Below are 21296 nucleotides of genomic sequence, written 5' to 3'. Positions count from 1 at the left end.
TTTTCCGGGGGCGGATTACTGCGGTTTTCGTGTTCCGGAGAACGGCGGTATTCCGTTCCTCGGTCGCCCGATGGAGTGCACCCTGACGAAGGAAGGCAACGATGCCTGCCAGATCGATGGACTTACCCAGCGCGATCACCCTGGCCGCCGATGAGGCACCGGAGACCGCGTTCACGCTGCCGCCCTGGGCGCTGCTGCTGCTCGTGGCCGGCGGGATCGCACTGCTCCTGCTGCTGGTGATCAAGGCCAAGCTGCACGCGTTCGTCGCCCTGCTGGTGGTCAGCGTGGCGGTGGCGGCGGTCGCCGGCATCAGCCCCCCCGAGATCCCCGGCCTGCTCGAAGACGGGATGGGCGAAACCCTCGGCGAGATCGCGATCATCGTCGCGCTGGGCGCGATGCTCGGCCGGTTGATCCAGGAATCCGGAGCCTCCGAGGTGCTGTCCGGTCGGCTGCTGGCGGCGTTCGGCGAGCGCCGAGCTCCGCTGGCGGTCGGGTTGACCGCGCTGATCTTCGGCATCCCGGTGTTCTTCGACGTCGGGTTCATCATCCTGCTGCCGCTGATCTACTCGGTGGCGCAGCGCTCCGGCCGTTCGGTGATCAGCATCGCGCTGCCCGCCGTCGGTGGTCTGGCCATCATGCACGCCGTGCTGCCGCCGCACCCCGGTCCGGTGGCCGCGGCCGGACTGCTGGGCGCGAACCTCGGCTGGGTCACGATCATGGGCCTGATCTGCGGACTTCCCGCGTGGTTCGTCGGCGCGTACCTCTTCGGCACGCGCGTCGGTGACAAGCTGGGCACGCCCGTTCCCACGCAACTGCTGGGCGAGGCCCGCGAGCAGGCCGGGGCCTCCGGTGGCGGCGTGACGACGCAGGCTCCGCCCTCGCTGCGGGTGACGGTCGGGGTGATCCTGCTGCCGGTCGTGCTGATCATGTTCAACACCTTCGCCGAGGTCGTGCTCCCGGAGGGAGCGGTCCGCGATGTGCTGACGTTCATCGGCGCTCCGGTGATCGCGCTGACGATCGCGACGCTGCTGTCGTTCTGGGTGCTGGGACTGCGCGGCGGCTTCTCGATGGAACGCATCGAGAAGGCCGCCTCCGCGTCCCTGGGGCCGGTGGCGCTGGTCCTGCTGGTCACCGGAGCCGGTGGGGTGTTCGGCGCGGTCCTGGAGGCGACCGGTGCCGGTCAGGCGCTCGCCGACCTGCTGGGCGGGACGTCGTTGCCGGTGGTGGTGCTGGCGTTCCTGATCGCCACCGCGCTGCGCGTGGCGCTGGGATCCAAGACGGTCGCGATCGTGACCACCGCGCCGATCGTGGCTCCCCTGATCGGCGAGCTCGGGCTCTCCCAACCGGAGATCGCCCTGGTCGTGGTCGCGGTCGCCGCGGGCGGCACCGTGCTCTCGCACGTCAACGACTCGGGCTTCTGGCTGTTCAACCGCTACATGAACATCGACATCCGCACCACCCTCAAGAGCTGGACTCTCATGGAGACCTTCATGGGCGGCACGGCGTTCCTCATCGCAGCAGCCCTCAGCGCGGCCCTCTCCCTCACCTGACCACCCACCCCCGACCCCACGGCTCCGGTGCCCCGTTCCCCGAGGGGCGGGACACCGGAGTCACCACCTCCCCCATCGACGTGGTCCCGTCACGAGCACCGGATTTCAGTGGAAATCGGGGTTCCGACTTCCACTGAAATCCGGAACTCCATCCGGGGAGGTGACGTGGTGTGCCGTGTCGGGGACCGCGCTGGTCAGTGCTCGGACACGGGGTGCCGGGTGAAATCCCTCGGGATGATGAGGTCTTCGAGGGTGAGTTCGTCGATCGAGGGGCGGGCGAGGGCCAGGAGGGACGAGTCGATGCCGGACCGGAGGATGTCGAAGACGTTGCGGACTCCGGCTTGGCCCTCGGCCGCGAGACCCCACAGGTAGGCGCGGCCGATGAGGACGGCCCGAGCGCCCAGCGCGAGCGCCTTGACGACATCGCTGCCTCGCCGGATTCCGCCGTCCAGCAGGACTTCCACGTCATCGCCGACGGCGTCGGCGATCGCGGGGAGGAGCCGGATGGTGGCCGGCGTGGAGTCGAGGTTGTTGCCGCCGTGGTTGGACACCGAGATCGCCGTGGCGCCGATGTCGCGGGCGCGGCGGGCGTCGTCGGGATGCGTGATGCCCTTGATCATGAACGGCCCGCCCCAGCGCTCCCGCAACCAGGCGATGTCCTCCCAGGTCGGGGGCGGGGTGAACATCCACTCGCCGTAGGCGCCGAAGAAGGTCGGTGCGGTCTCGCCGCGCGGCACCATGTTCGGCGTGGTCAGATCGGGCAGCCCGTGCCGCAGGAACCCGCTCAGCCACCGGGGCCGCAGCAGTCCCTGCGGGGCGAAGCTCAGCTTCGTGCGCAGGTCCAGCTTCTCCGGGATCGGGGGACTCCCCCAGTCGCGCCCGGTGGCGAAGCACCAGTCGAGCGTGACGATGAGGCCCTTCGCTCCGGCGGCTCGGGCGCGTTCGGCGCGGGCCAGCACCTTCTCCCGGTCGCCCACCCAGTAGACCTGGAACAGCGTCTTCGGGTTGGCCTCGGCCACGTCCTCGACGGATCGGCTGGCGAACGAGGACAAGCCGATCGCCGTGCCCACCTCGGCCGCCGCCCGCGCGACCGCGACCTCGCCCTCCGGGTGCACGGCCTGCACGCCGGTCGGCGAGACCAGCACCGGTAGTGACAGCTCCTGCCCCATCACGGTCGTGGACATGTCCCGCTCGGCCGGCAGGTCCGCCACGCGCGGCGCGAAGCCGAGCTCGCCGAAGGCCCTGATGTTGTCGTCGAGCGTGGCGCCGCGTTCGCTGCCCGCCACCAATGCCAGGTACACCGACCTGGGCAGTCGTCTGCGGGCGCGCCTGTGCGCCTCCGCCACTGTTTCGAACCACTCCGCCATGCCGCACCACGCTAGGGCCAGAAGCCATCGCGAGCACCGTGCGACCGGGTCCACCCCCACCCGTCCGTTCGAACGGGTCCGGTGGGGGTACCTGTCCGATCGGACGGGTGCCGTCCTCCCCGTTCGTCCGGAACCGGGTTCTCGGATGAGGGGTCTTGGGTCGCAGCCGTTCTCCCCGCGTGATGTGGGGCACTAGCTTCCGGGGCATGGCCGGGTTCGACGCCGACGTCCCCCGGAACCGTCCGGGCGCTCCCTCGCCCGGACGGAGAGCAACGTGCAACGACGCGCGTGGAAAGGACAGCACATGCAGGTCGATGAGCTGCTCAAGCCGTTCCCGATCAAGGAGTTCCACCCGTTCCCCCGCGCCCTGCTGGGACCTGGCTCGCACGAGATGATCGGCCCGGAGGCGCTCAAGCTGGGCTTCAAGAAGACCCTGGTGATGACCTCCGGTCTGCGCGGCACCGACATCGTGCACAAGATCGTCGAGTCGATGCGCTACCACGGCCTGGAAGTGGTGGTCTACGACCAGGTCGAGTCCAATCCCAAGGACTACAACGTGATGGACTCCGTCGCGATGTACCAGGAGAACCACTGCGACTCGTTCGTGTCGATCGGTGGCGGCTCCTCGCACGACGCCTGCAAGGGCGCGCGCATCTCGGTGGCCCACGACGGCCGCAACGTCAACGAGTTCGAGGGCTTCAACAAGTCCGAGAACCCGAAGAACCCGCCGCACATCGCGGTGTCCACCACGGCGGGCACGGGTTCGGAGACGTCCTGGGCCTACGTCATCACCGACACCACCACCGACCCCGGCAACCCGCACAAGTACGTCGCCTTCGACGACAACTCGGTGACCTCGTTGGCCGTCGACGACCCGGTGCTCTACTACGACTGCCCGGTCGACTACACCGCGCAGTGCGGTTTCGACGTGCTCGCGCACGCCTCCGAGCCCTACGTGTCGCGGCTGAACTTCCCGCCGTCGCTGGGCAACGCGTTGCACGCGATCAAGCTGACCGCCCAGAACCTGCGCCAGGCGGTGTGGAACGGGCAGGACCTGCCCGGCCGCGAGGGCATGATGTACGCGCAGTACATCGCCGCGCAGGCGTTCAACTCGGGCGGTCTGGGCATCATCCACTCGATCTCGCACGCCGTGAGCGCCTTCTACGACACCCACCACGGGCTCAACAACGCCGTCGCGCTGCCGCGCGTGTGGGCGTTCAACATGCCGGTGGCCTACAAGCGCTTCGCCGACATCGCCGAGGCGATGGGCATCGACACGCACGGCATGACCGACCCGCAGGCGGCCGACGCCGCGCTCAACGCCGCGATCCGGCTGCTGCGCGACGTGGGCATCCCGGAGCGGTTCGTCGACGTCAACGCCGACAGCTACTCGAAGAACCGGCTCGGCCAGGGCCCGACGAAGTTCTACGAGCAGGCCAAGGAGATCAAGGGCGACTCCGGCGACGTCGACCGCATCACCAACCACGTCCTCGGCGACGCCTGCACCCCGGGCAACGCCAAGGAGTGCACCTTCGACACCGTGCGCCCGGTGGTCGAGCACTGCATGACCGGGGATCTGGACGACCTGCTGACCTGATCCCTCCCCCGGACCGGCCGTGGTGTCGCGCCCTCCGACCGCGCGGCATCACGGCCTTCCCACCACCGCACCGCTCGAATTCCGGAGGTATCGCAGTGCTCGACGACATCGCGGATCAGCCCGGCGACAAGCCCTTCGAGTCGGTGGAGGAGGTGATCAGCCGATTCGGCGAGCACGGCTACATCGCCGATCGCAGGCTGGCCACCACCGTCTACCTCCAGTCCAGGTTGGACAAACCACTGCTGTTGGAAGGCCCTGCGGGCGTCGGCAAGACCGAACTCGCCAAGACGCTGGCGGCAGCCACCGGCCGGAGGCTGCTGCGGTTGCAGTGCTACGAGGGCCAGGACGAGAGCAAGGCGCTCTACGAGTGGGACTACGGCAAGCAGCTGCTCTACACGCAGATGCTGCGGGACAAGATCGGCGAGATCATCGCCGACGCACCGGACCTGTCCACCGCGATCGACCGGATCGGCGCGCAGGACAGCGTGTTCTTCTCCGACCGGTTCCTGGCCGCGCGGCCGCTGCTGGAGGCCATCCGCGGTGATCAGCCTGCGGTGCTGCTGGTCGACGAGGTGGACCGGGCCGACGAGTCCTTGGAAGCGGTGCTGCTGGAATGCCTGGCGGAGTTCCAGGTGTCGGTTCCCGAGGTCGGCACCTACACCGCGACGACTCCGCCGTACGTGGTGCTGACCTCCAACAACACGCGCGACCTGTCGGCGGCGCTGAAACGCCGCTGCCTGCACCTCTTCCTGGACTACCCGGATCACGACCGCGAGCTGGAGATCGTCCGCTCCAAGAACACCGGCCTGCCGGAGAACCTGGCCGAGGAGCTGGTTTCGGTGGTGCGGCAGCTGCGGGCGCTGAAGCTGCGCAAGGCCCCGTCGATCTCCGAGACCATCGACTGGGCACGCACCCTGGCGGTCCTCGGCGCCGACGAACTCGGCTCGGACGTGCTGGCCGAGACGGTGAACGTGGTCGTGAAGTACGAGCGCGACCTGCACCAGGCGCTCGACGTCATCGGGCACATGGCCGACCCGAACCGCGACATCCCGCAACAGCTGCCGGCCCACGGGCACGGACATGGCCACGGTCACGGACACGGGCATGACCACGACCACGGCGAGGTCGACGGCCGGGAGGTGCGCGCGGCCAAGGACGCGCCCGGACGGCACGACGATTCCTACTACGGCGCACCAGGTTCCACCGATTCCGGTCGGCGGCCGACGGGCGGTCAGGGACATCGCTCGTTCTCATCGGTGACCCGGCGCAAGTCGTGAGGAGCGGGCCGTGGAATCAGCTCTGCACCGGTTCGTCCGCCTGCTGCGCCTGTTCGGCATCCGCATCTCGGTGTCCGAGGCCACCGACGCGATGCGCTGCGCCGCCCAGCCCGGGATGCTCGACGACCGCGACGCGCTGCGCAACGCCCTGAAGGTCGCGATGATCAAGGACCGGCGCGACGAGGAGATCTTCGACGAGGTCTTCGACGCCTTCTTCACGTTGCGACGTGTCGTTCCCGACGACCACGAGCACGAGCACACCCACGAGCACGACGACCTCTCCGACACCGGCGAGCTCCAGTCGTTCACCGTCTCCGAGGAGCCTGCCGACACGCCGCAGGAGGGCCACACCCACGCCAAACCAGCCGACATCCGGGACTACTTCGACCCCGAAGACATGGCCCAGCAGTACAACCTGCACCAGGAGAGCAACAAGATCGACCTCGCGTCGATGACCGACGAGGTGGTGTTCTCCAGCGACAACAGCAGCACGGGCGGCGGATCGGTGCCGTCGGTGCAGCTGGAGACCGAGCACCTGCACAACGCGGGCACGCCCGGATCGCTGGCCGAGCACACCGGTCACCGCATCGACACACGGCTGAGCATCGCCGAGGAGCAGACGCTGCTGGACTGGCTCGCCGACGACGAGGAACCCGATTCCACGCCGCGCGGGCAGCTCACCGGGGTGTTGGAGAACCTGCCCGAACTGCTCAAGCAGCACCTGGCCAAGCTCGCCGAGCTGGAGCGCACGGCCAAGGAGTCCCGCGAGGTCACCACCGGCCGGCTCGACCGCGTCGACGAGGGCGAGCGGCAGCAGCTGGAGGAGTCGCTGCGCCGGATCGTGCACAGCCTGCGCGGTGCGCCGACCAGCAAGCGCCGCAACACCCCGCGCGGCAGGGTGCACCCGGCTCGCACGATGCGGCGCAACATGCGCTACGACGGCGTCCCGTTCCGTCCGGTCACCGTGACGCGGGCGGAGGACAAGCCGCGGTTGATCGTGCTGGCCGACGTGTCGCTGTCGGTGCGTTCCACCGCGCGCTTCACGCTGCACCTGGTGCACGGGCTGCAGTCGCTGTTCACGCAGGTCCGCACGTTCGCGTTCGTCGACGATCCGGTGGAGATCTCGGAGCTGTTCACCGATCACCCCTTGGAGCGCGCGCTCGGGCTCGTCTTCGACGGGCTGCCGCAGGGCGGGGTCCTCGACGTGGACGGGAACTCCGACTACGGCGCCACTTTCGCGGCCTTCCTCGACGAGTTCGGCAACAGCCTCAACCGCCGGACCACCGTGCTGATCCTCGGTGACGGGCGCGGCAACGGCAACGACCCGAACGTCGACGCGCTCGCCGAGATCGCGCGCCGGTCGCGGGAAACCATCTGGCTCACCCCGGAACCGCGCTACTCGTGGCGGCTGGGGCGCTGCGACCTGCCGGACTACGCCGACCACTGCGACCGGGTGCAGGTGGTGCGCGACCTCTCAGGGCTGGCGAAGGCGGCCGAGTCCATCGCGACGGAGGTGACCGGGCGGTGAGCGCGGGAGAGCGCTCCGCGCTGCACCACATCGATCCGCTGGCACCGCACGGCCGCGACCCGATGGTCACCGTCTCCCGGCACGACGCGCCGTGCGACGCGCGCGTGCAGGTGACCCGCACCGGGCACTTCTGCCTGCACCGGCGCGATCACCGGATGGAGATCAGCCACTGGTTGCGGCCCGATCAGCTGGACAACAACCTGGCGGGCGTCCTCGCCGACGAGCTGTTCGCGCCCGGCTGGCTCAGCGGCGTCGAGGTCTTCGAGCGGGTGTTCACCGAGGTGGTGCAGTCGGTGATCGACGACCCGCTGCGGGCGTGGACGACGTTCTACGACAACACCCTCTCGCGCACCCGGGAGTGCTGGTCGGCTCCGGCGGGATGCGCGCCGCACTCCTCCATCGCCGACTTCGCCCCGCTGTACCGGCGGGTCCTGCGGCTCGCCCCGCCCGGACGGGTGCTGGACCTGGGCTCGTGCTTCGGGTTCCTGCCGCTGCTGTTCGCCGAACGGGGCGAGCACTCGGTCATCGCCTCCGACCTGGCCCCCGGCAGCATGCGCCTGCTGGAGACGGTCGCGGCCACCCGGGGTCATCGCATGCCCACCCTGGTCTGCGATGCCGCCCAGGTCCCGCTGCCCGACGGCGCCGTGGACACGGTGACGGCCATGCACCTGCTCGAACACCTGGAGCCCGGCCGGGGAGACGCGGTCCTCGCCGAAGCACTCCGCCTCGCCCGACGACGCGTGATCATCGCCGTCCCCTACGAGGACGAGCCCACCGCGGCCTTCGGCCACGTCCGCACCTACACACCCACCGATCTCCACCACCTCGGCGACAGCACGGGACACCCCTACGAAGTGACCAACCACCACGGAGGCTGGCTCGAGATCCGCACGTCCCCCTGACCCCATTTCGAATTTCGCGCGAAATTTGAGACGTGTTCGGGCGGCTCGAATTTCGCGCGAAATTCGAATCCCACCCTGCGGTCGAGCGTGTCTGCACTGGTCAGGTGGGGGTTCTTGTGGATTCGGGGACGGGGAGATTCGTCAGATGAGGTGGAGCTTGCTGGCTTCGTAGACGGCTTCGGCGCGGCTGGTGGCGGTGAGCTTGCGCATGATGTTGCGGACGTGGAACTTGACCGTGGTTTCGGAGATGAAGAGCTTCGCTCCGATGTCGCGGTTGCTGAGCCCGTGGGCCAGTTGGCGCAGGACGATGAGCTCCCGTTCGGTCAGGCGCGGATCGCTCGACGGCGAGTTCATCGATTCGACCATGGCCGCGGCCGAGCGGGAGTCGAAGGAGCTCTCCCGGCGGGCCACGGCGCGGATGGAGCGGACGAGCTCGGTGGTGTCGACGTCCTTGACGACGTAGCCCCGCGCACCGCGGTGGATGGCCTCGACGACCAGCCCGCCGTCGAGGAACGTCGTCAGCACCAGCACCCCGAGTCCCGGGTGCAGCTCGGTGAGCTGCCCGCACAGGTGCAGCCCCTCGGTGTTGTCGCCGGTGGAGAGCTTGAGGTCCAGCAGCACGACGTGCGGGCGGGCGGCGGCGACCACGTCGATCGCCTCGGCAGCGGTGGCGGCCTCGCCGACCACGTGCAGGTCCTCCTCGCGTTCGAGCACCGAGCGCAGGCCGTGCCGGACGATCGCGTGATCGTCGACGAGCACGATCCGCACTTGTCCGCACGGTGTGCGCTGGTCGGGCACCGGCGGGGTCATGGCATCACCTCCCGGGTCGAGGACAGCGGCACCCGCAGCTGCAGCGCGACGCCGCCCATCCGCGAACGGCGGATGCCCAGCGTCCCGCCGAGTTCCTGCGCGCGGGCGGCCATGTTGGCCAGGCCGCGGTGCCGGCCCGCCAGGTCGGTCGCCGAGGACAGCTTCAGCGATCGCCGCAGCTGCGCGGGATCGCCCGTCCCGTCGTCGGAGATCGTCAGCCTCAACTGCTGCGGCTGGTAGACGAGCTGCACGACGGCACGGCTGGCTGCGGCGTGCGAGACGACGTTGAACAGCGCCTCGCCGGTGAGCCGCAGGATGGAGCTCTCGTCCTCCGGTCGCAGCGGAGCGGGACTGCCCGCCACCCGCACCTCCACCTTCAACTCGCTGGACAGGTGCACGGTGGACAGCTGCTTGAGCAGGACCGGCAGCGAGCCCGGGGGTTCCTCGGCGCCGTGGTGCAGCGCGTAGATCGCCGCGCGCAGGCGTTCCACGGCCTGCTGGGTGAGCCCCTTGGCAGGTGCGAGCTTCTCCGCGACCTGCTCGGCTTCCGGGCCCATCTCGGCGAGTTCGGAGCGGCACACCTCGACGGTCATGCCGGCGCTGAGGACGTACTGGGTGACGGTGTCGTGCAGCTCGCGGGCGATGCGGTGGCGTTCGTCGTCGAGGGCCTGGCGCTGCATGGCCTCCACGAGGCGCCGCTGGGTCTCCTGCAGTTCGGCGTTGCGGGCGGCGAGGTCCCTTGCCTGCTGGGCGGCGGCCTCGGAGAGCTGCTCGGTGCGCCCGCGCAGCTGGGCCGCGGCGTGGAACAGGAACGAGTTGTGCACGGCGACGGCGGCCTGGTTCGCCAGCACCCGCATGATCGCCAGGTCGGTGTCGGCGACCTGCACGTCGCCCGGCCAGCCGACGATGCCGCCGACCGGCTCGTCGTCCAGGGTCATCGGCGCCCGGACCCAGCCGGGGCCGTCGGGGGCGAGTTCGATCTCCCACGGCCGGGTTCGGATCACGTCGAGCTGCTCGCGGGCTTCGGGCGGCAGGTGGTCCTCGTCGTCGACGAGTTCGCCGCGATGCAGCAGCAGGAACCGCGGCCGGGCCGCGCGCAGGGCTCCGTCGGCGATGCCCAGCAGCAGCCGGTCGGCCTGCAGGTGTTCGGCGGCGGCGCGCACCACGGCTTCGACGAGCGTGCGGGGACCTTCGACGGTGCGCACCAGCGCGCGGGAGATGCGGTCGAGCGCCTGCACGGCGCATTCGAGGCGTTCGGCGGAGCGCACGTACTCCGGGTAGAACGAGCGCTTCCCGGAGCGCAGCCCGGTCAGGACGCCGAGGTCGTCGCCGAAGTCGCCGCCTGAGGTCCCGGAATCACCGCTCACAGCGCCGCCCGGAACAGCGCCGCGATGTCGGTCGCCCGCGCTTCGCGCGGATTCGTCGTCAGGCAGGCGTCCTTGAGCGTGTTGCGGGTCAGCACCGGGATGTCCACATCGGACACCCCGAGCGAGCGCAGCGTCTGCGGGACGCCGACGACGTCGGCCAGTTCCCGCACCCGGTCGGCGAGGGCGAAGGCCACCTCGAAGGGGGGAACTCCTGCTGTGTCGATCCCGATCGCCGCGGCCAGCGGCACGTAGCGCGAGGGGTCCGTCTCGGCGTTGAAGCGGATCACGTGCGGCAGCAGCACCCCGTTGATCACCCCGTGCGGGGCGTCGAGCAGCCCGCCGACCTGGTGGCTCATGGCGTGGGTGGCGCCGAGGATGGCGTTGGTGAAGGCCATCCCGGCTTCCAGCGCGCCTTGCGCCATGGCCACGCGCGGTTCGGCCTCGGTGGGGCGGAACAGGGTGCGGGCGAGGTTGCCGGTGATGAGCTTCGCGGCGTGCAGCGAGTGCTGCTCGGTGAGCGTGTTGTGCGCCCGGGAGACGTAGGACTCGATGGCGTGGGTGAGCGCGTCCAGACCGGTGGCGGCGTTGAGCCAGTCCGGCATGCTGGTCAGCAGCCGCGGGTCGACCACCGAGATCTCGGGGACGAGGGCGCGGCTGAGGATGGTGATCTTGGTGGCGTTCGCGGTGTCGGTGATGATCGCGAACTGCGAGACGTCGGCACCGGTTCCCGACGTCGACGGCGCCATGACCAGCGGCGGGATCGGGTTCACCACCTGGTCCACGCCTTCGTAGTCCAGGATCCGGCCCCCGTTGCCGGACAGGATCGCCACGCCCTTGGCCGCGTCGATCACCGAACCGCCGCCGACGCCGACGATCACGTCGGCACCGGACTCGGCGTAGCGCTGGTGCGCGGCCTCGACCTCGTGGTCCTTGGGGTTGGGCGTGACGGCGTCCCACACGACGGCCTTCAACCCGACCGCGTCGAGGTGCCCGGCGGCTTCGGCGGCCCACCGGGCTTCGGCGACGCCGCCGTCGGTGACCAGGAACGGGCGGCGCGCGCCCAGCCGCCGCGCGCAGTGCCCGAGCTCGGCCAACGCACCCGGCCCGAACACGACCTCCGGGACGTGGAACTTCGCCAGCCCGGGCGAGCCGCCGCTCAGCGGCGCGATCTGCGGTCCGGCCAGCTCGGCGACCGCTGGTTCGCGCGAGCTGGGCACCCGGCTTCGCACTGTCATCAGGCATCCTCCAGGCACCGGGGCGGGGGTGTGCGCGGCGCGGACCTCGACGATCACCGATCGGGCCGACGAGCCGAACCCCGACCCATCCTAGTCCGAAAAGTGACCTGAACCACACCGCGAACCACCGTCGACCAGATTTCCACTGACCAGGGACGCGCGTGCGCGCGGTGAGGGCGCGAGCGGCGCCCACCCGGTGGGGCAGGCCCCGCCATCGCCCCCTGAGAACGACACCGCCGATCAGGCGAGGCCGAACGCCTCCAGCTCGTCGTCGGTGAGCAACCGGGAGCGGATCAGGAACCGGACCCCCTCGGGGGCCTCCAGCGAGAACCCGCTGCCCCGGCCGCGCACGACGTCGATGGTCAGGTGCGTGTGCTTCCAGTACTCGTGCTGCGCCGCCGACATCCACACCGGAACCGCTTCCCCGTCCACCTCCAGGTCTCCGAGGTGCACGTCCGAGCCGCCGGTGCGGAACTCCCCCGCCGGGTAGCACATCGGGGCGCTGCCGTCGCAGCACCCGCCGGACTGGTGGAACATCAGCGGGCCGTGGTCGGCCCGGAGGCGGCGCAGCAGCTGCGCCGCCTCCGGTGTCAAGGCGACCCTGGCGGGCTCCATCAGAAGAAGCCCAGCTTGTCGGGCGAGTAGCTGACCAGCAGGTTCTTGGTCTGCTGGTAGTGCTCCAACATCATCTTGTGGTTCTCGCGGCCGATGCCGGACTGCTTGTAGCCGCCGAAGGCCGCGTGCGCCGGGTAGGCGTGGTAGTTGTTCACCCACACCCGGCCGGCCTGGATCTCGCGACCCGCGCGGTAGGCGGTGTTGGTGTCGCGCGACCACACCCCGGCACCCAGGCCGTAGAGGGTGTCGTTGGCGGTCTTGATCGCGTCGGCGTAATCGTCGAAGCGAGCGACCGAGACGACCGGGCCGAAGATCTCCTCCTGGAAGATCCGCATCTTGTTGTGGCCCTCGAACACCGTCGGCTGCACGTAGTAGCCGCCGGAGAGCTCACCGCCGAGGTCGGCGCGCTCGCCACCGGTGAGGACCTTGGCGCCCTCCTGCTTGCCGATGTCGAGGTAGGACAGGATCTTCTCCAGCTGGTCGTTGCTGGCCTGCGCCCCGATCATGGTGTCGGTGTCCAGCGGGTTGCCCTGCTTGACCGCCTTGGTGCGCTCCACGGCCTCGCCGAGGAACTTCTCGTAGATGCCGCTCTGGATCAGCGCCCGCGACGGGCAGGTGCACACCTCGCCCTGGTTGAGCGCGAACATCGTGAAGCCCTCGAGCGCCTTGTCGTAGAAGGCGTCGTTGGCCGCGGCGACGTCGTCGAAGAAGATGTTCGGGCTCTTGCCGCCCAGCTCCAGCGTCACCGGGATGATGTTCTCGCTGGCGTACTGCATGATCAGCCGCCCGGTCGTGGTCTCACCGGTGAAGGCGATCTTGCCGATCCGGTTGCTGGAGGCCAGCGGCTTGCCCGCCTCGACGCCGAAGCCGTTGACCACGTTGAGCACACCCGCGGGCAGCAGATCGCCGATGATGCTGATCAGCACGTGGATCGAGGCCGGGGTCTGCTCGGCCGGCTTGAGCACCACGGCGTTGCCCGCGGCCAGCGCGGGCGCCAGCTTCCAGACGGCCATCAGGATCGGGAAGTTCCACGGGATGATCTGGCCGACCACGCCCAGCGGTTCGTGGAAGTGGTAGGCCACCGTGTTGTCGTCGACCTCGCCGAGGCTCCCCTCCTGCGCGCGGATCGCTCCGGCGAAGTAGCGGAAGTGGTCGATGGCCAGCGGGATGTCGGCGGCCAGGGTCTCGCGGACCGGCTTGCCGTTCTCCCAGCTCTCGGCGACGGCCAGCCGTTCCAGGTTCGCCTCCATGCGGTCGGCGATCCGGTTGAGCACGTTGGCCCGCTCGGCGACCGAGGTGCGGCCCCAGGCCGGTGCCGCGCCGTGCGCGGCGTCCAGCGCGCGCTCCACGTCGTCGGCGGTTCCCCGGGCGATCTCGGTGAAGTCCGCACCGGTCACCGGCGTCGGGTTCGCGAAGTACCCGCCCTTGGCCGGGGCCACGTACTCACCGCCGATGTAGTGGTCGTAGCGGGATTCGTAGGCCACGACGCTGCCCTGCGTACCCGGCGCTGCGTACTTGGTCATGCGTTGCCTCCTGCACGAGAACTTCCGTTGTCGCGCGGAATCGTGTCGTGCCTCACGTTGCAACGAGGTTGCACCGGGTTTGCGCCGACCGGGTGCCTGACCGAACGGACGGTTTTGGTCCTGGTGGCGGGTGGCGCTCTTGTCCCCGGTGTCGCGCGTGGTCATCATGACCCTCACGCGTCGACGCCGACGTCGGGACTGGAGGCAGGGTGCGCACCGAGGAGGAACCCACGACCGCCGCGATGCTGGCCGACCCGCTGGAGTACGCATCGTTGCTGGGGCGCGTGTGGGACGCGGTGCTGCGCGGGGACCGCGCGCCCCGCTCACCGCGAACGCTGGTCTCGGAGTCCTGGCAGCGTTCGCTGGCCGCCGAGATCGACCCCGACTCCTGCGAGGCGCCGGTGGTCTGCGAGCGGGACGAAGTCCGCGACATGCGCACCGAACATCCCCTGGCCGCAGCGATTCCCGTGCTGCGGCAGACCGTGCTCGACGTCGCCGACGAGGCGATGCACGTGATGATCGTGACCGACCGGGACGGGCTGATCCTCTGGCGCGAGGGCAACTCCGAGGTGCAGCGGCGCGCCGACCGGGTGCGGTTGTGCGAGGGAACCCGGTGGGCCGAGGACGCGATCGGCACCAACGCGATGGGAACCACCCTGGCGGTGGGAAAACCGGTGCAGATCTACTCCGCCGAGCACCTGGTGCGCACCTACCACGACTGGACCTGCGCGGCGAGCCCCATCCACGACCCCGACACCGGTGACGTGCTGGGATCGGTGGACATCAGCGGCCCGCTGCGCACCGTGCACCCGGCGATGGTGTCGCTGGTCAGCGCCGCCGCGCAGCTGGCCGAGAGCCACCTGCGCGCGCGGATGGCCGCGCGAGACGAGCAGCTCCGGGCGCGCAACATGCCGCACCTGCGGGCGCTGCGGGGTGAAGCGGGCGCGCTGCTGACCCGCACCGGGCGGGTGCTGGCGGTGGAACCGGGTGCGTCGCTGCTGCCCGAGCGCGTCGACGTCACCGACGGCCGGGTCACGCTCGCCGACGGCCGCGAGGCGGTGCTGGAACGGCTCGCCGAGGGGTACCTGCTGCGGCTGCCCGGTTCGTCGGCGGCGCGGACGCGTCCTCGTCCCGTCCTGTCGCTGTCCTTCCTGAGCTCCGCGGGGCCGCGCGCGGTCCTCGACGGGCGCGAGGTTCCGCTGTCGTTGCGGCACGCGGAGATCCTGACGCTGCTGGCGATGCGACCAGCGGGCCTGACCGCCGACCGGCTGGCCTTCCAGCTCTACGGCGAGCGCGGCAACCCGGTGACCGCCCGCGCGGAGATCCACCGGTTGCGCACGCACCTGGGCGAGCACGTCATCGCCACCAAGCCCTACCGGTTGCAGGCCGCGGTCGACGCGGACTTCCTCACCGTGCGCCGCGCGCTGCACGACGGCGACATCCGCACCGCCTCGGAGACCTACCGGGGGCCGCTGCTGGAGGCCAGCGAGGCGCCGGCGATCCGCGACGAGCGGGAGGAGCTGTTCGCGTCGCTGCGCAACGCGGTCCTCGACCGCGGGGACGTGGCGGCGCTGTGGGCGCTGTTCCGCGACCACCCGACCGACGACCTGGAGATCCTGGGGCAGCTCGCGCACCGCCTCCCCCACCACGACTCCCGCAGGCCGCTGGTCACCGCCCGGATGCAGCAGGTCCTCGCGGGCGAGTCCTGATCAGGCCCGCAGACCGGCGAGCATGACCTCCACGACCCGCTGGACCGACTCCACGCCTCCGGGCACCGGCAGGTGCGACGACAGCGCGCCCTCGACCATCTCGCAGATCAGGGCCAGGTCGTCGGGGCCGACATCGCTGCGGATGACACCGGCCTCCTGCGCCTCGCGCAGTCCCGGGGCCAGGATCGAGACCAGCTGACCGGCGTATCGGCGCTGGTCAGCGGGCGGGAGCTCGCGGAACAGCCGCACCAGCGGGCGCCGCGAGATCTGCTCGTCGAACAGCTCCTCCAGCACCTCGATGAAGTCGCATTCGGCGACGAGCTCGCGCAGCAGGTGCAGCTTGCTCTCGGCCACCGCGATCCCGAGGGCGTAGCGGTCCGAGAAGTGCCGGTAGACGGTGGCGCGGCCCAGTCCGGAGCGGCGGGCGATCTCCGACAGCGGCACGAGGTCGACGTCCTCGGTGAACGCCTCGTCGGCGGCCCGCAGGATGACCTCGCGATTGCGGCGCGCGTCGGTACGGCGAGAGCTCAGCACCGACTACCTCCACATGGCCACACGGGACCCCAACTTACTCGCCAGTAGTGAGATCGTCGACCAGTTCAATGTCTCGTTTTGGCTCCCTAGGCTCGCGGCTCAGTCATCGAGGACGCGCGCCTGGAGGTACCGCATGCCCGAACTCAGCCGCCGCACCCTGCTCGCCGGAACAGCCGCGGCGACAGGCCTGTCCCTGCTGGGCCCGTACGCCCACGCGGCCGGCCGCGTGCCCCTCACCCGCGAGGAGCACCGGGTGGTGGTCATCGGATCCGGGTTCGGCGGTGGCGTGACGGCGCTGCGATTCGCCCAGGCCGGGGTGCCGGTGCTCGTGCTGGAACGGGGCAAGCGCTGGCCGACCGGCCCGAACGCCGACACCTTCCCCACCCTGGCCGCCCCGGACAAGCGGTTCTTCTGGCTGGGTTCGGGCCCGTCGCTGTTCGGGATCTCCCCGCCGCCGTTCGAGCGCTACACCGGCCTGCTGGAGCGCGTGACCGGCAACGGCATGGACATCATGTGCGCGGCCGGGGTCGGCGGCGGCTCCCTGCTCTACCAGGGCATGACGCTGCAACCGACCGAAGAGGTCTTCAACGCCAACATGCCCGAGCGGCTCGACTACGCCCGGATGGACGGCGTCTACTACCGGCGCGTGGCCGAGATGCTCAAGATCGCCACCGCCCCGGACGAGCTGATCAACAGCGAGACCTACACCGCATCGCGGATCTTCGCCCGCAACGTCGAGCGGGCCGGCTACTCGGTGGAGAAGATCCCGATGCCGATCGACTGGGACTACGCGCTGCGCGAGCTCCGCGGCGAGATGAAACCCTCCTACACCAACGGCGATTGCGCGTTCGGCGTGAACAACGGCGGCAAGCACTCCGTCGACGTCACCTACATCGCCCAGGCCGAGGCCACCGGCAAGGTCACCGTCGCCGAGCAGCACAACGTCACCGAGGTGGCCAAGACCCGCGATGGCCGCTGGCAGGTCCACGTCGACCGCATCGCCACCGACGGCACCGTGCTGGAGCAGAAGATCATCACCACCGGTGCGCTGGTCATGGCGGCGGGCACGGCGGGCACCACGCGGTTGTTGATGCGCGCCGCCGCCAAGGACCAGATCCCGGACATGCCCGACGGTCTCGGCTCCAACTGGGGCTCCAACGGCGACCGCATCTACACCTGGACCAACCTCGCCGACGACTTCGGCGCGCCGCAGGGCGGACCGGTGATCTACGGCAGCAAGGAGTGGGACGACCCGACCCTGGCCAACACGGTCATCCAGGCGTCGCTGCCTCCGACGCCGAACCTGCGCACCACGATGCTGGTCGGCTACGGCGTCAGCTCCGGGCGCGGCCGGTTCGTCTACGACTCGGCGAAGGACGACGCCGTGCTGGACTGGCCGTCGCAGGCGGATTCGGTGCTGGCCGAGCGCATCGACGAACGCGTCGCCGCGGTCGCGGGCAACGGCTCGGTCCGGCTCGACACCACCTCGCTGGTGCCCAACACCTGGCACCCGCTGGGCGGCGCGTCGATGAACGTGGTCTGCGACCTCGCCGGCCGGGTGAAGGGCCACCGGGGGCTCTACGTCCTCGACGGCGCCCTCATGCCCGGCAACACCGCCGCCTGCAACCCCTCGATGACCATCGCGGCCGTGGCCGAACGCGCCACCGACGAGCTCCTCGCCGAGGACGCCGGCGTCGTCTTCTGATCCCCCGCCCCGCGCCACTGCGGTGGCGCGGGGCGAGGCGTCACCTCGCGGCGTGCGATGCGTCGAGGAACTCCTCCCGGTGGATCTTGCGAGGAGCCATCCGCCGCCGCTTCAGCGCCTTGACCCCCGCCTCGATCATCCCCGGCGGACCGCACAGGAACGCGCTGAGCCCGCGGCAGGACTGGAAGTCCGCCAGCACCACGTCGGTCACGAGTCCGGTCGCACCCTCCCAGTCCTCTTCGGACAGGCAGGGCCGGTACCCGAAGTTCGGGTGCTCGCGCGCCAGGTCCTCGAAGAACTCGACGTCGTAGAGGTCCTGCCTGCTCCGGCCACCGTGGTAGAGGTGCAGCTCCGGGGCGAGGTCGTGGGCCAGCGCGTGCCGCACGATCGACTTCAGCGGCGCCAGCCCGGTTCCCCCGGCGATGAGGATCGCCGGTTCCTCCTGCGCCACGGGCATCCCGAAGTCCCCGAGCGGCCCCTTGAGCTCGACGCGCTCGCCCACCGCCAGGCCCGCGAACATCCAGCCGTCGGTGGCGATCCCACCGGGAGTGCGCCGCACGTGGAACTCCAGGCGCGAGGTCTCCGACGGCGGGTTGGCCATCGAGTACTGCCGCGCCACCTCGGTTCCCGGCACTGAGATCTCGGCGTACTGCCCGGGGTTGAAGGCCATCGGTTCGTCGAGCTCGACGACCAGCCGCCGGATGTCCCGGGCGATGTCGTCGAGCACCACCACGGTCCCGGTGTGGTCGCGCAGCGGGTGCCGCGGCACCCCGTCGTCGGGGTCGACCTGCTCGACGGGTTCGAGCACCAGCCCGGACATCGGCGTGGCCTGGCAGCCCAGGGCGATCCCGGACTCCCGTTCCTCCGGGGTGAGCGTGTACTCCGATGATTCGCGGTGGTCGACCTCGCCGGCGAGCACCTTCACCTTGCAGCTGCCGCAGGTTCCCTGCGTGCAGGAGTGCGGCAGCCAGATGTCGTCGCGCAGGCACGATTCCAGGATCGACTGCCCCGCAGGGCATGTCGTCGACCGGTCCAGCGGATCGATGCGGACCTCGTGGGTCATCTCGGGCGCGGCCATCACACCTCCCACACGGCGTGCAGCTCGACCGGGCCGCGGAAGCCCCATCCCCAGAAGTCCACCTCGTGATCGGTGTCGGGCTCCAGGTTCGGGATGGCCTCGAACAGCTCCTCCAGCGCGATGCGCACGACCTCGGTCGCGAAGTACGTTCCCGCGCAGGCGTGCTTGCCCGCGCCGAAGGCCAGGTTCGGCACCGGCGTGCGATCGAGGTCGAACACCGCGGGCGAGCTGTAGTCGTTCTCGTCGTGGTTGGCCGACCCGTAGGACATCATCACCACCGAACCGGCGGGCAGCTCGATGCCGTCGATGGTCATGTCCTGGTGGTTGCGCCGCGCCACCGCCGACCAGATCGGCGAGGTCCAGCGCACGCCCTCGGTGATCGCCCTGCGCACCAGCGACGGATCGTCGATGACCCTTTCCAGCTGGCCGGGGCGGGTGAACAGGCCGGCGATGGTGGAGGCCATCGCGTGTCCCGGTTCCTGCATCGCACCGAGCAGGAACACGAAGATGTTCGGGTAGATGATCTCGCGGTCGCGGACCTGGCCGGGTGGCATGCCGTCGTGCAGCCAGTGCGACAGCGCGCTGTCGTCGGGCTCGACGGTCCAGGCGTCCAGCAGCGGGTCCACCACCGCGCGGATCTCGGCCTTGGCCTCGTCACCGGGCAGGAAGCCGTCCGGGTTGGCCCAGTCGCCGTTCTCGGAGACACCGGCGTTGGTGAACGAGACGCTGAGCTTGCGGAACCACTCGCGCAGCTTGTCCGAGCTCACCGACCGCAGGCCCATCAGGTCGCCGAGGCTGCGCACGCTGACCGGCTCGCAGAACTGCGAGACCAGGTCAGCCTTGCCGTCGTTCTCGAACGCCTCCAGGTAGCGACGAGCGATCGGCCGGGCCAGGCCGTCGACGTACCGGTCGACCTCGCTGGGCTGCAGCCCCGGGTCGACCATGGCGCGCAGGTCGTCGTGCTCGGCGCCGTTGGCGTCCAGCACCGCCGGGTCGCCGAAGGTGCGGCGACCGGCCGGGGCGATGACGCCCTCGAAGTCGCTGTCATCCGTGCCCGCGATCCGCTTGCACATCTCCTTGGTGGAGGCCACCCAGCAGCCCAGCGCCGGGACGTAGGCCAGCGGGGCTTCGGCGCGAAGCCGCTCGTAGAACGGGTACGGGTCGCGCTCCAGCTGCTCCATCGTCACGTCCGCGATCCAGCTCGGCGTGGTCATCGTCATCGCAATTCCTCCGTCGCTCTTCCGGCGCACTCGCATTTCGGGAGATCGGTTCCTTCCGCAGCGGATCCGGGATCGCCGTCCGGGCGGTGTCAGCAGGAAAAACACCACGGTCCGGCGGGCGCGGTCGAGCCGCTGGGCGCGGTGCCGGGACGAATTGCGCGACGAAATCGGGATTCACCCGCGGCAGCGCTTACCCATCGCGTTCCCGGCCGGTTTAATCCCTGGCAAGCCGGCTCAAGGACGAGGAGGCGAGATGGTGACCGGAACGTCGCAGGAGGCGGTCCGCCGGGCGGCGACGCGCGACTGGAGCGAGGCGATCCGCGCCGTCACCGGCGCCTACTTCCCGCACGAGCTGCGCCCGCTGTCGCCCACCGACCGGCTCGACCTGTCGATGCACACCGTGGACCTGGGGCCGGTGACCGTCGGCCGGATCGGTTGGGGCGTGGACGTGGCCATCGACTGCGCCTATCCCGACGCCTACGAGGTCAACATGCCGCTGGCCGGCCGCCTGGAGTCCCGGCACGGCCGCGACCAGGTGGTTTCCGGCGAGGGCACCGGAACGATCTTCCCGCCCAACCGCACCACCCCGATCACCCGCTGGTCGTCGGAGTGCACGGTGGTCGGCGTGAAGTTCGACCGCGCCTGCCTGGAACGCGAGGCCGACCGGGTGCTGGCCGCTCCTCTGCCCAGCGGACTGGACCTGCCCGCGCAGATCGACCGGCGCAGCGCGGCCACCCGGGGCTGGCTGCACTTCGTCCGCAACCTCACCGCGGACCTGGGCGAGACCAACGCGATGCTGTGCGACGACGTCCTCAAGCGGCAGCTGTCGAGCACGATCATGACGGGATTCCTCCTGGCCATGCACCCCGACCGGCGCAGCGCCGCACCCGCCCGGCCGCGCATCGTCAACCGCGTCCTGGACCGGCTGCGCTCGGACCCGGCCCACGCGTGGACGGCCGCCGAGATGGCCGAGATCGCCGGTGTCAGCGTCCGCCGCCTGCAGGAGGGCTTCCAGGAGTACGTCGGCACGACACCGTCGGCGTGCCTGCGCGACATCCGGCTCGCCCGAGCGCACGAGGACCTGCTGGCGGCGAGGACGTCCACGGTCGCCGAGGTCGCCGCCCGCTGGAACTTCACCAACACGGGCCGCTTCGCCGCCGCCTACCGCGACAAGTACGGCCGCACGCCCTCGGAGACCCTGCAGGGCTAGGCCGATTCGAATTTCGCGCGAAATTCGACCCCCGAAGTTCCCACTCGAATTTCGAGATAGGAATAGCGT

At 70.2% G+C, this 21296-nt stretch carries 17 protein-coding genes; 8 read left to right on the top strand and 9 right to left on the bottom strand.

Annotated elements, in window-relative coordinates:
- The first annotated feature begins 101 nt into the window (after window positions 1-101).
- The gene (locus tag AB0J91_RS17575; protein WP_363869782.1) at window positions 102-1550 is read left to right on the top strand and encodes a gluconate:H+ symporter; all 1449 of its coding nucleotides are present in this window, start codon (window positions 102-104) and stop codon (window positions 1548-1550) included.
- Window positions 1551-1744: 194 nt separating this feature from the next.
- Here AB0J91_RS17575 and mftD read toward each other — a convergent pair whose 3' ends face one another.
- Window positions 1745-2917, bottom strand: coding sequence for a pre-mycofactocin synthase MftD (gene mftD / locus AB0J91_RS17570; protein ID WP_363869778.1), 1173 nt, complete (start codon window positions 2915-2917; stop codon window positions 1745-1747).
- 304 nt (window positions 2918-3221) lie between these two features.
- Between mftD and mdo the strand changes: the two genes are divergently transcribed.
- The 4 genes from mdo (at window position 3222) to mftM (ending at window position 8221) form a co-directional block, all read left to right on the top strand.
- On the top strand, window positions 3222-4514 hold the full coding sequence (gene mdo / locus AB0J91_RS17565; RefSeq protein WP_363792021.1) for an NDMA-dependent methanol dehydrogenase: 1293 nt from the start codon (window positions 3222-3224) through the stop codon (window positions 4512-4514).
- Window positions 4515-4609: 95 nt separating this feature from the next.
- The gene (locus tag AB0J91_RS17560) at window positions 4610-5791 is read left to right on the top strand and encodes a MoxR family ATPase (RefSeq protein WP_363792023.1); all 1182 of its coding nucleotides are present in this window, start codon (window positions 4610-4612) and stop codon (window positions 5789-5791) included.
- Window positions 5792-5801: 10 nt separating this feature from the next.
- The gene (locus AB0J91_RS17555; RefSeq protein ID WP_363869775.1) at window positions 5802-7319 is read left to right on the top strand and encodes a VWA domain-containing protein; all 1518 of its coding nucleotides are present in this window, start codon (window positions 5802-5804) and stop codon (window positions 7317-7319) included.
- Window positions 7316-8221: a mycofactocin oligosaccharide methyltransferase MftM gene (mftM, locus tag AB0J91_RS17550; protein ID WP_363869772.1), complete on the top strand. Its 906-nt coding sequence runs from the start codon at window positions 7316-7318 to the stop codon at window positions 8219-8221. Before AB0J91_RS17555 ends, mftM begins: the two co-directional genes overlap by 4 nt.
- A 141-nt stretch (window positions 8222-8362) precedes the next feature.
- On the opposite strand, the gene AB0J91_RS17545 is transcribed toward mftM, so the two are convergent.
- The 5 genes from AB0J91_RS17545 to adh form a co-directional block, all read right to left on the bottom strand.
- Complete coding sequence (locus AB0J91_RS17545; protein WP_363869769.1) at window positions 8363-9031, bottom strand: response regulator transcription factor; 669 nt, start codon at window positions 9029-9031, stop codon at window positions 8363-8365.
- The gene (locus tag AB0J91_RS17540; protein ID WP_363869766.1) at window positions 9028-10398 is read right to left on the bottom strand and encodes a histidine kinase; all 1371 of its coding nucleotides are present in this window, start codon (window positions 10396-10398) and stop codon (window positions 9028-9030) included. Before AB0J91_RS17540 ends, AB0J91_RS17545 begins: the two co-directional genes overlap by 4 nt.
- Entirely contained in the window at window positions 10395-11633 is a 1239-nt protein-coding gene (locus tag AB0J91_RS17535; RefSeq protein ID WP_363869763.1) for an iron-containing alcohol dehydrogenase, read from the bottom strand. The genes AB0J91_RS17540 and AB0J91_RS17535 overlap by 4 nt, the downstream gene beginning before the upstream one ends.
- A gap of 240 nt (window positions 11634-11873) precedes the next feature.
- Complete coding sequence (locus AB0J91_RS17530; RefSeq protein WP_363869760.1) at window positions 11874-12248, bottom strand: DUF779 domain-containing protein; 375 nt, start codon at window positions 12246-12248, stop codon at window positions 11874-11876.
- Window positions 12248-13771 (bottom strand): aldehyde dehydrogenase, encoded by a 1524-nt coding sequence (adh, locus tag AB0J91_RS17525; RefSeq protein ID WP_363869757.1) that lies wholly within the window; start codon window positions 13769-13771, stop codon window positions 12248-12250. The genes AB0J91_RS17530 and adh overlap by 1 nt, the downstream gene beginning before the upstream one ends.
- A 242-nt stretch (window positions 13772-14013) precedes the next feature.
- On the opposite strand from adh, the gene AB0J91_RS17520 reads away from it, so the two are divergent.
- Window positions 14014-15480, top strand: a complete 1467-nt coding sequence (locus tag AB0J91_RS17520) for a GAF domain-containing protein (RefSeq protein WP_363870007.1) — start codon at window positions 14014-14016, stop codon at window positions 15478-15480.
- On the opposite strand, the gene AB0J91_RS17515 is transcribed toward AB0J91_RS17520, so the two are convergent.
- On the bottom strand, window positions 15481-16014 hold the full coding sequence (locus AB0J91_RS17515) for a TetR/AcrR family transcriptional regulator (protein ID WP_363869754.1): 534 nt from the start codon (window positions 16012-16014) through the stop codon (window positions 15481-15483). It lies immediately after the preceding gene.
- 133 nt (window positions 16015-16147) lie between these two features.
- Between AB0J91_RS17515 and AB0J91_RS17510 the strand changes: the two genes are divergently transcribed.
- Entirely contained in the window at window positions 16148-17719 is a 1572-nt protein-coding gene (locus AB0J91_RS17510) for a GMC oxidoreductase (RefSeq protein WP_363869751.1), read from the top strand.
- A gap of 40 nt (window positions 17720-17759) precedes the next feature.
- Here AB0J91_RS17510 and AB0J91_RS17505 read toward each other — a convergent pair whose 3' ends face one another.
- On the bottom strand, window positions 17760-18797 hold the full coding sequence (locus tag AB0J91_RS17505; protein WP_363869748.1) for a 2Fe-2S iron-sulfur cluster-binding protein: 1038 nt from the start codon (window positions 18795-18797) through the stop codon (window positions 17760-17762).
- Complete coding sequence (locus AB0J91_RS17500) at window positions 18797-20017, bottom strand: cytochrome P450 (RefSeq protein ID WP_363869745.1); 1221 nt, start codon at window positions 20015-20017, stop codon at window positions 18797-18799. Before AB0J91_RS17500 ends, AB0J91_RS17505 begins: the two co-directional genes overlap by 1 nt.
- Window positions 20018-20270: 253 nt before the next feature.
- On the opposite strand from AB0J91_RS17500, the gene AB0J91_RS17495 reads away from it, so the two are divergent.
- Window positions 20271-21227, top strand: coding sequence for an AraC family transcriptional regulator (locus AB0J91_RS17495; protein WP_363869743.1), 957 nt, complete (start codon window positions 20271-20273; stop codon window positions 21225-21227).
- Window positions 21228-21296 lie beyond the last annotated feature (69 nt).

Source organism: Saccharopolyspora sp. NPDC049357 (genome assembly GCF_040677225.1).
Taxonomy (GTDB): Bacteria; Actinomycetota; Actinomycetes; order Mycobacteriales; family Pseudonocardiaceae; genus Saccharopolyspora.
This window is presented reverse-complemented; position numbering and strand designations above follow the sequence as displayed.

Coding starts and splice junctions, on each gene's coding strand:
- AB0J91_RS17520 (WP_363870007.1), top strand. CDS start 14,014: ATGCTGGCCGACCCGCTGGAGTACGCATCGTTGCTGGGGCGCGTGTGG.
- AB0J91_RS17530 (WP_363869760.1), bottom strand. CDS start 12,248: ATGGAGCCCGCCAGGGTCGCCTTGACACCGGAGGCGGCGCAGCTGCTG.
- AB0J91_RS17545 (WP_363869769.1), bottom strand. CDS start 9,031: ATGACCCCGCCGGTGCCCGACCAGCGCACACCGTGCGGACAAGTGCGG.
- AB0J91_RS17510 (WP_363869751.1), top strand. CDS start 16,148: ATGCCCGAACTCAGCCGCCGCACCCTGCTCGCCGGAACAGCCGCGGCG.
- adh (WP_363869757.1), bottom strand. CDS start 13,771: ATGACCAAGTACGCAGCGCCGGGTACGCAGGGCAGCGTCGTGGCCTAC.
- mftD (WP_363869778.1), bottom strand. CDS start 2,917: ATGGCGGAGTGGTTCGAAACAGTGGCGGAGGCGCACAGGCGCGCCCGC.
- AB0J91_RS17500 (WP_363869745.1), bottom strand. CDS start 20,017: ATGACGATGACCACGCCGAGCTGGATCGCGGACGTGACGATGGAGCAG.
- mdo (WP_363792021.1), top strand. CDS start 3,222: ATGCAGGTCGATGAGCTGCTCAAGCCGTTCCCGATCAAGGAGTTCCAC.
- AB0J91_RS17575 (WP_363869782.1), top strand. CDS start 102: ATGCCTGCCAGATCGATGGACTTACCCAGCGCGATCACCCTGGCCGCC.
- AB0J91_RS17505 (WP_363869748.1), bottom strand. CDS start 18,797: ATGGCCGCGCCCGAGATGACCCACGAGGTCCGCATCGATCCGCTGGAC.
- AB0J91_RS17495 (WP_363869743.1), top strand. CDS start 20,271: ATGGTGACCGGAACGTCGCAGGAGGCGGTCCGCCGGGCGGCGACGCGC.
- AB0J91_RS17535 (WP_363869763.1), bottom strand. CDS start 11,633: ATGACAGTGCGAAGCCGGGTGCCCAGCTCGCGCGAACCAGCGGTCGCC.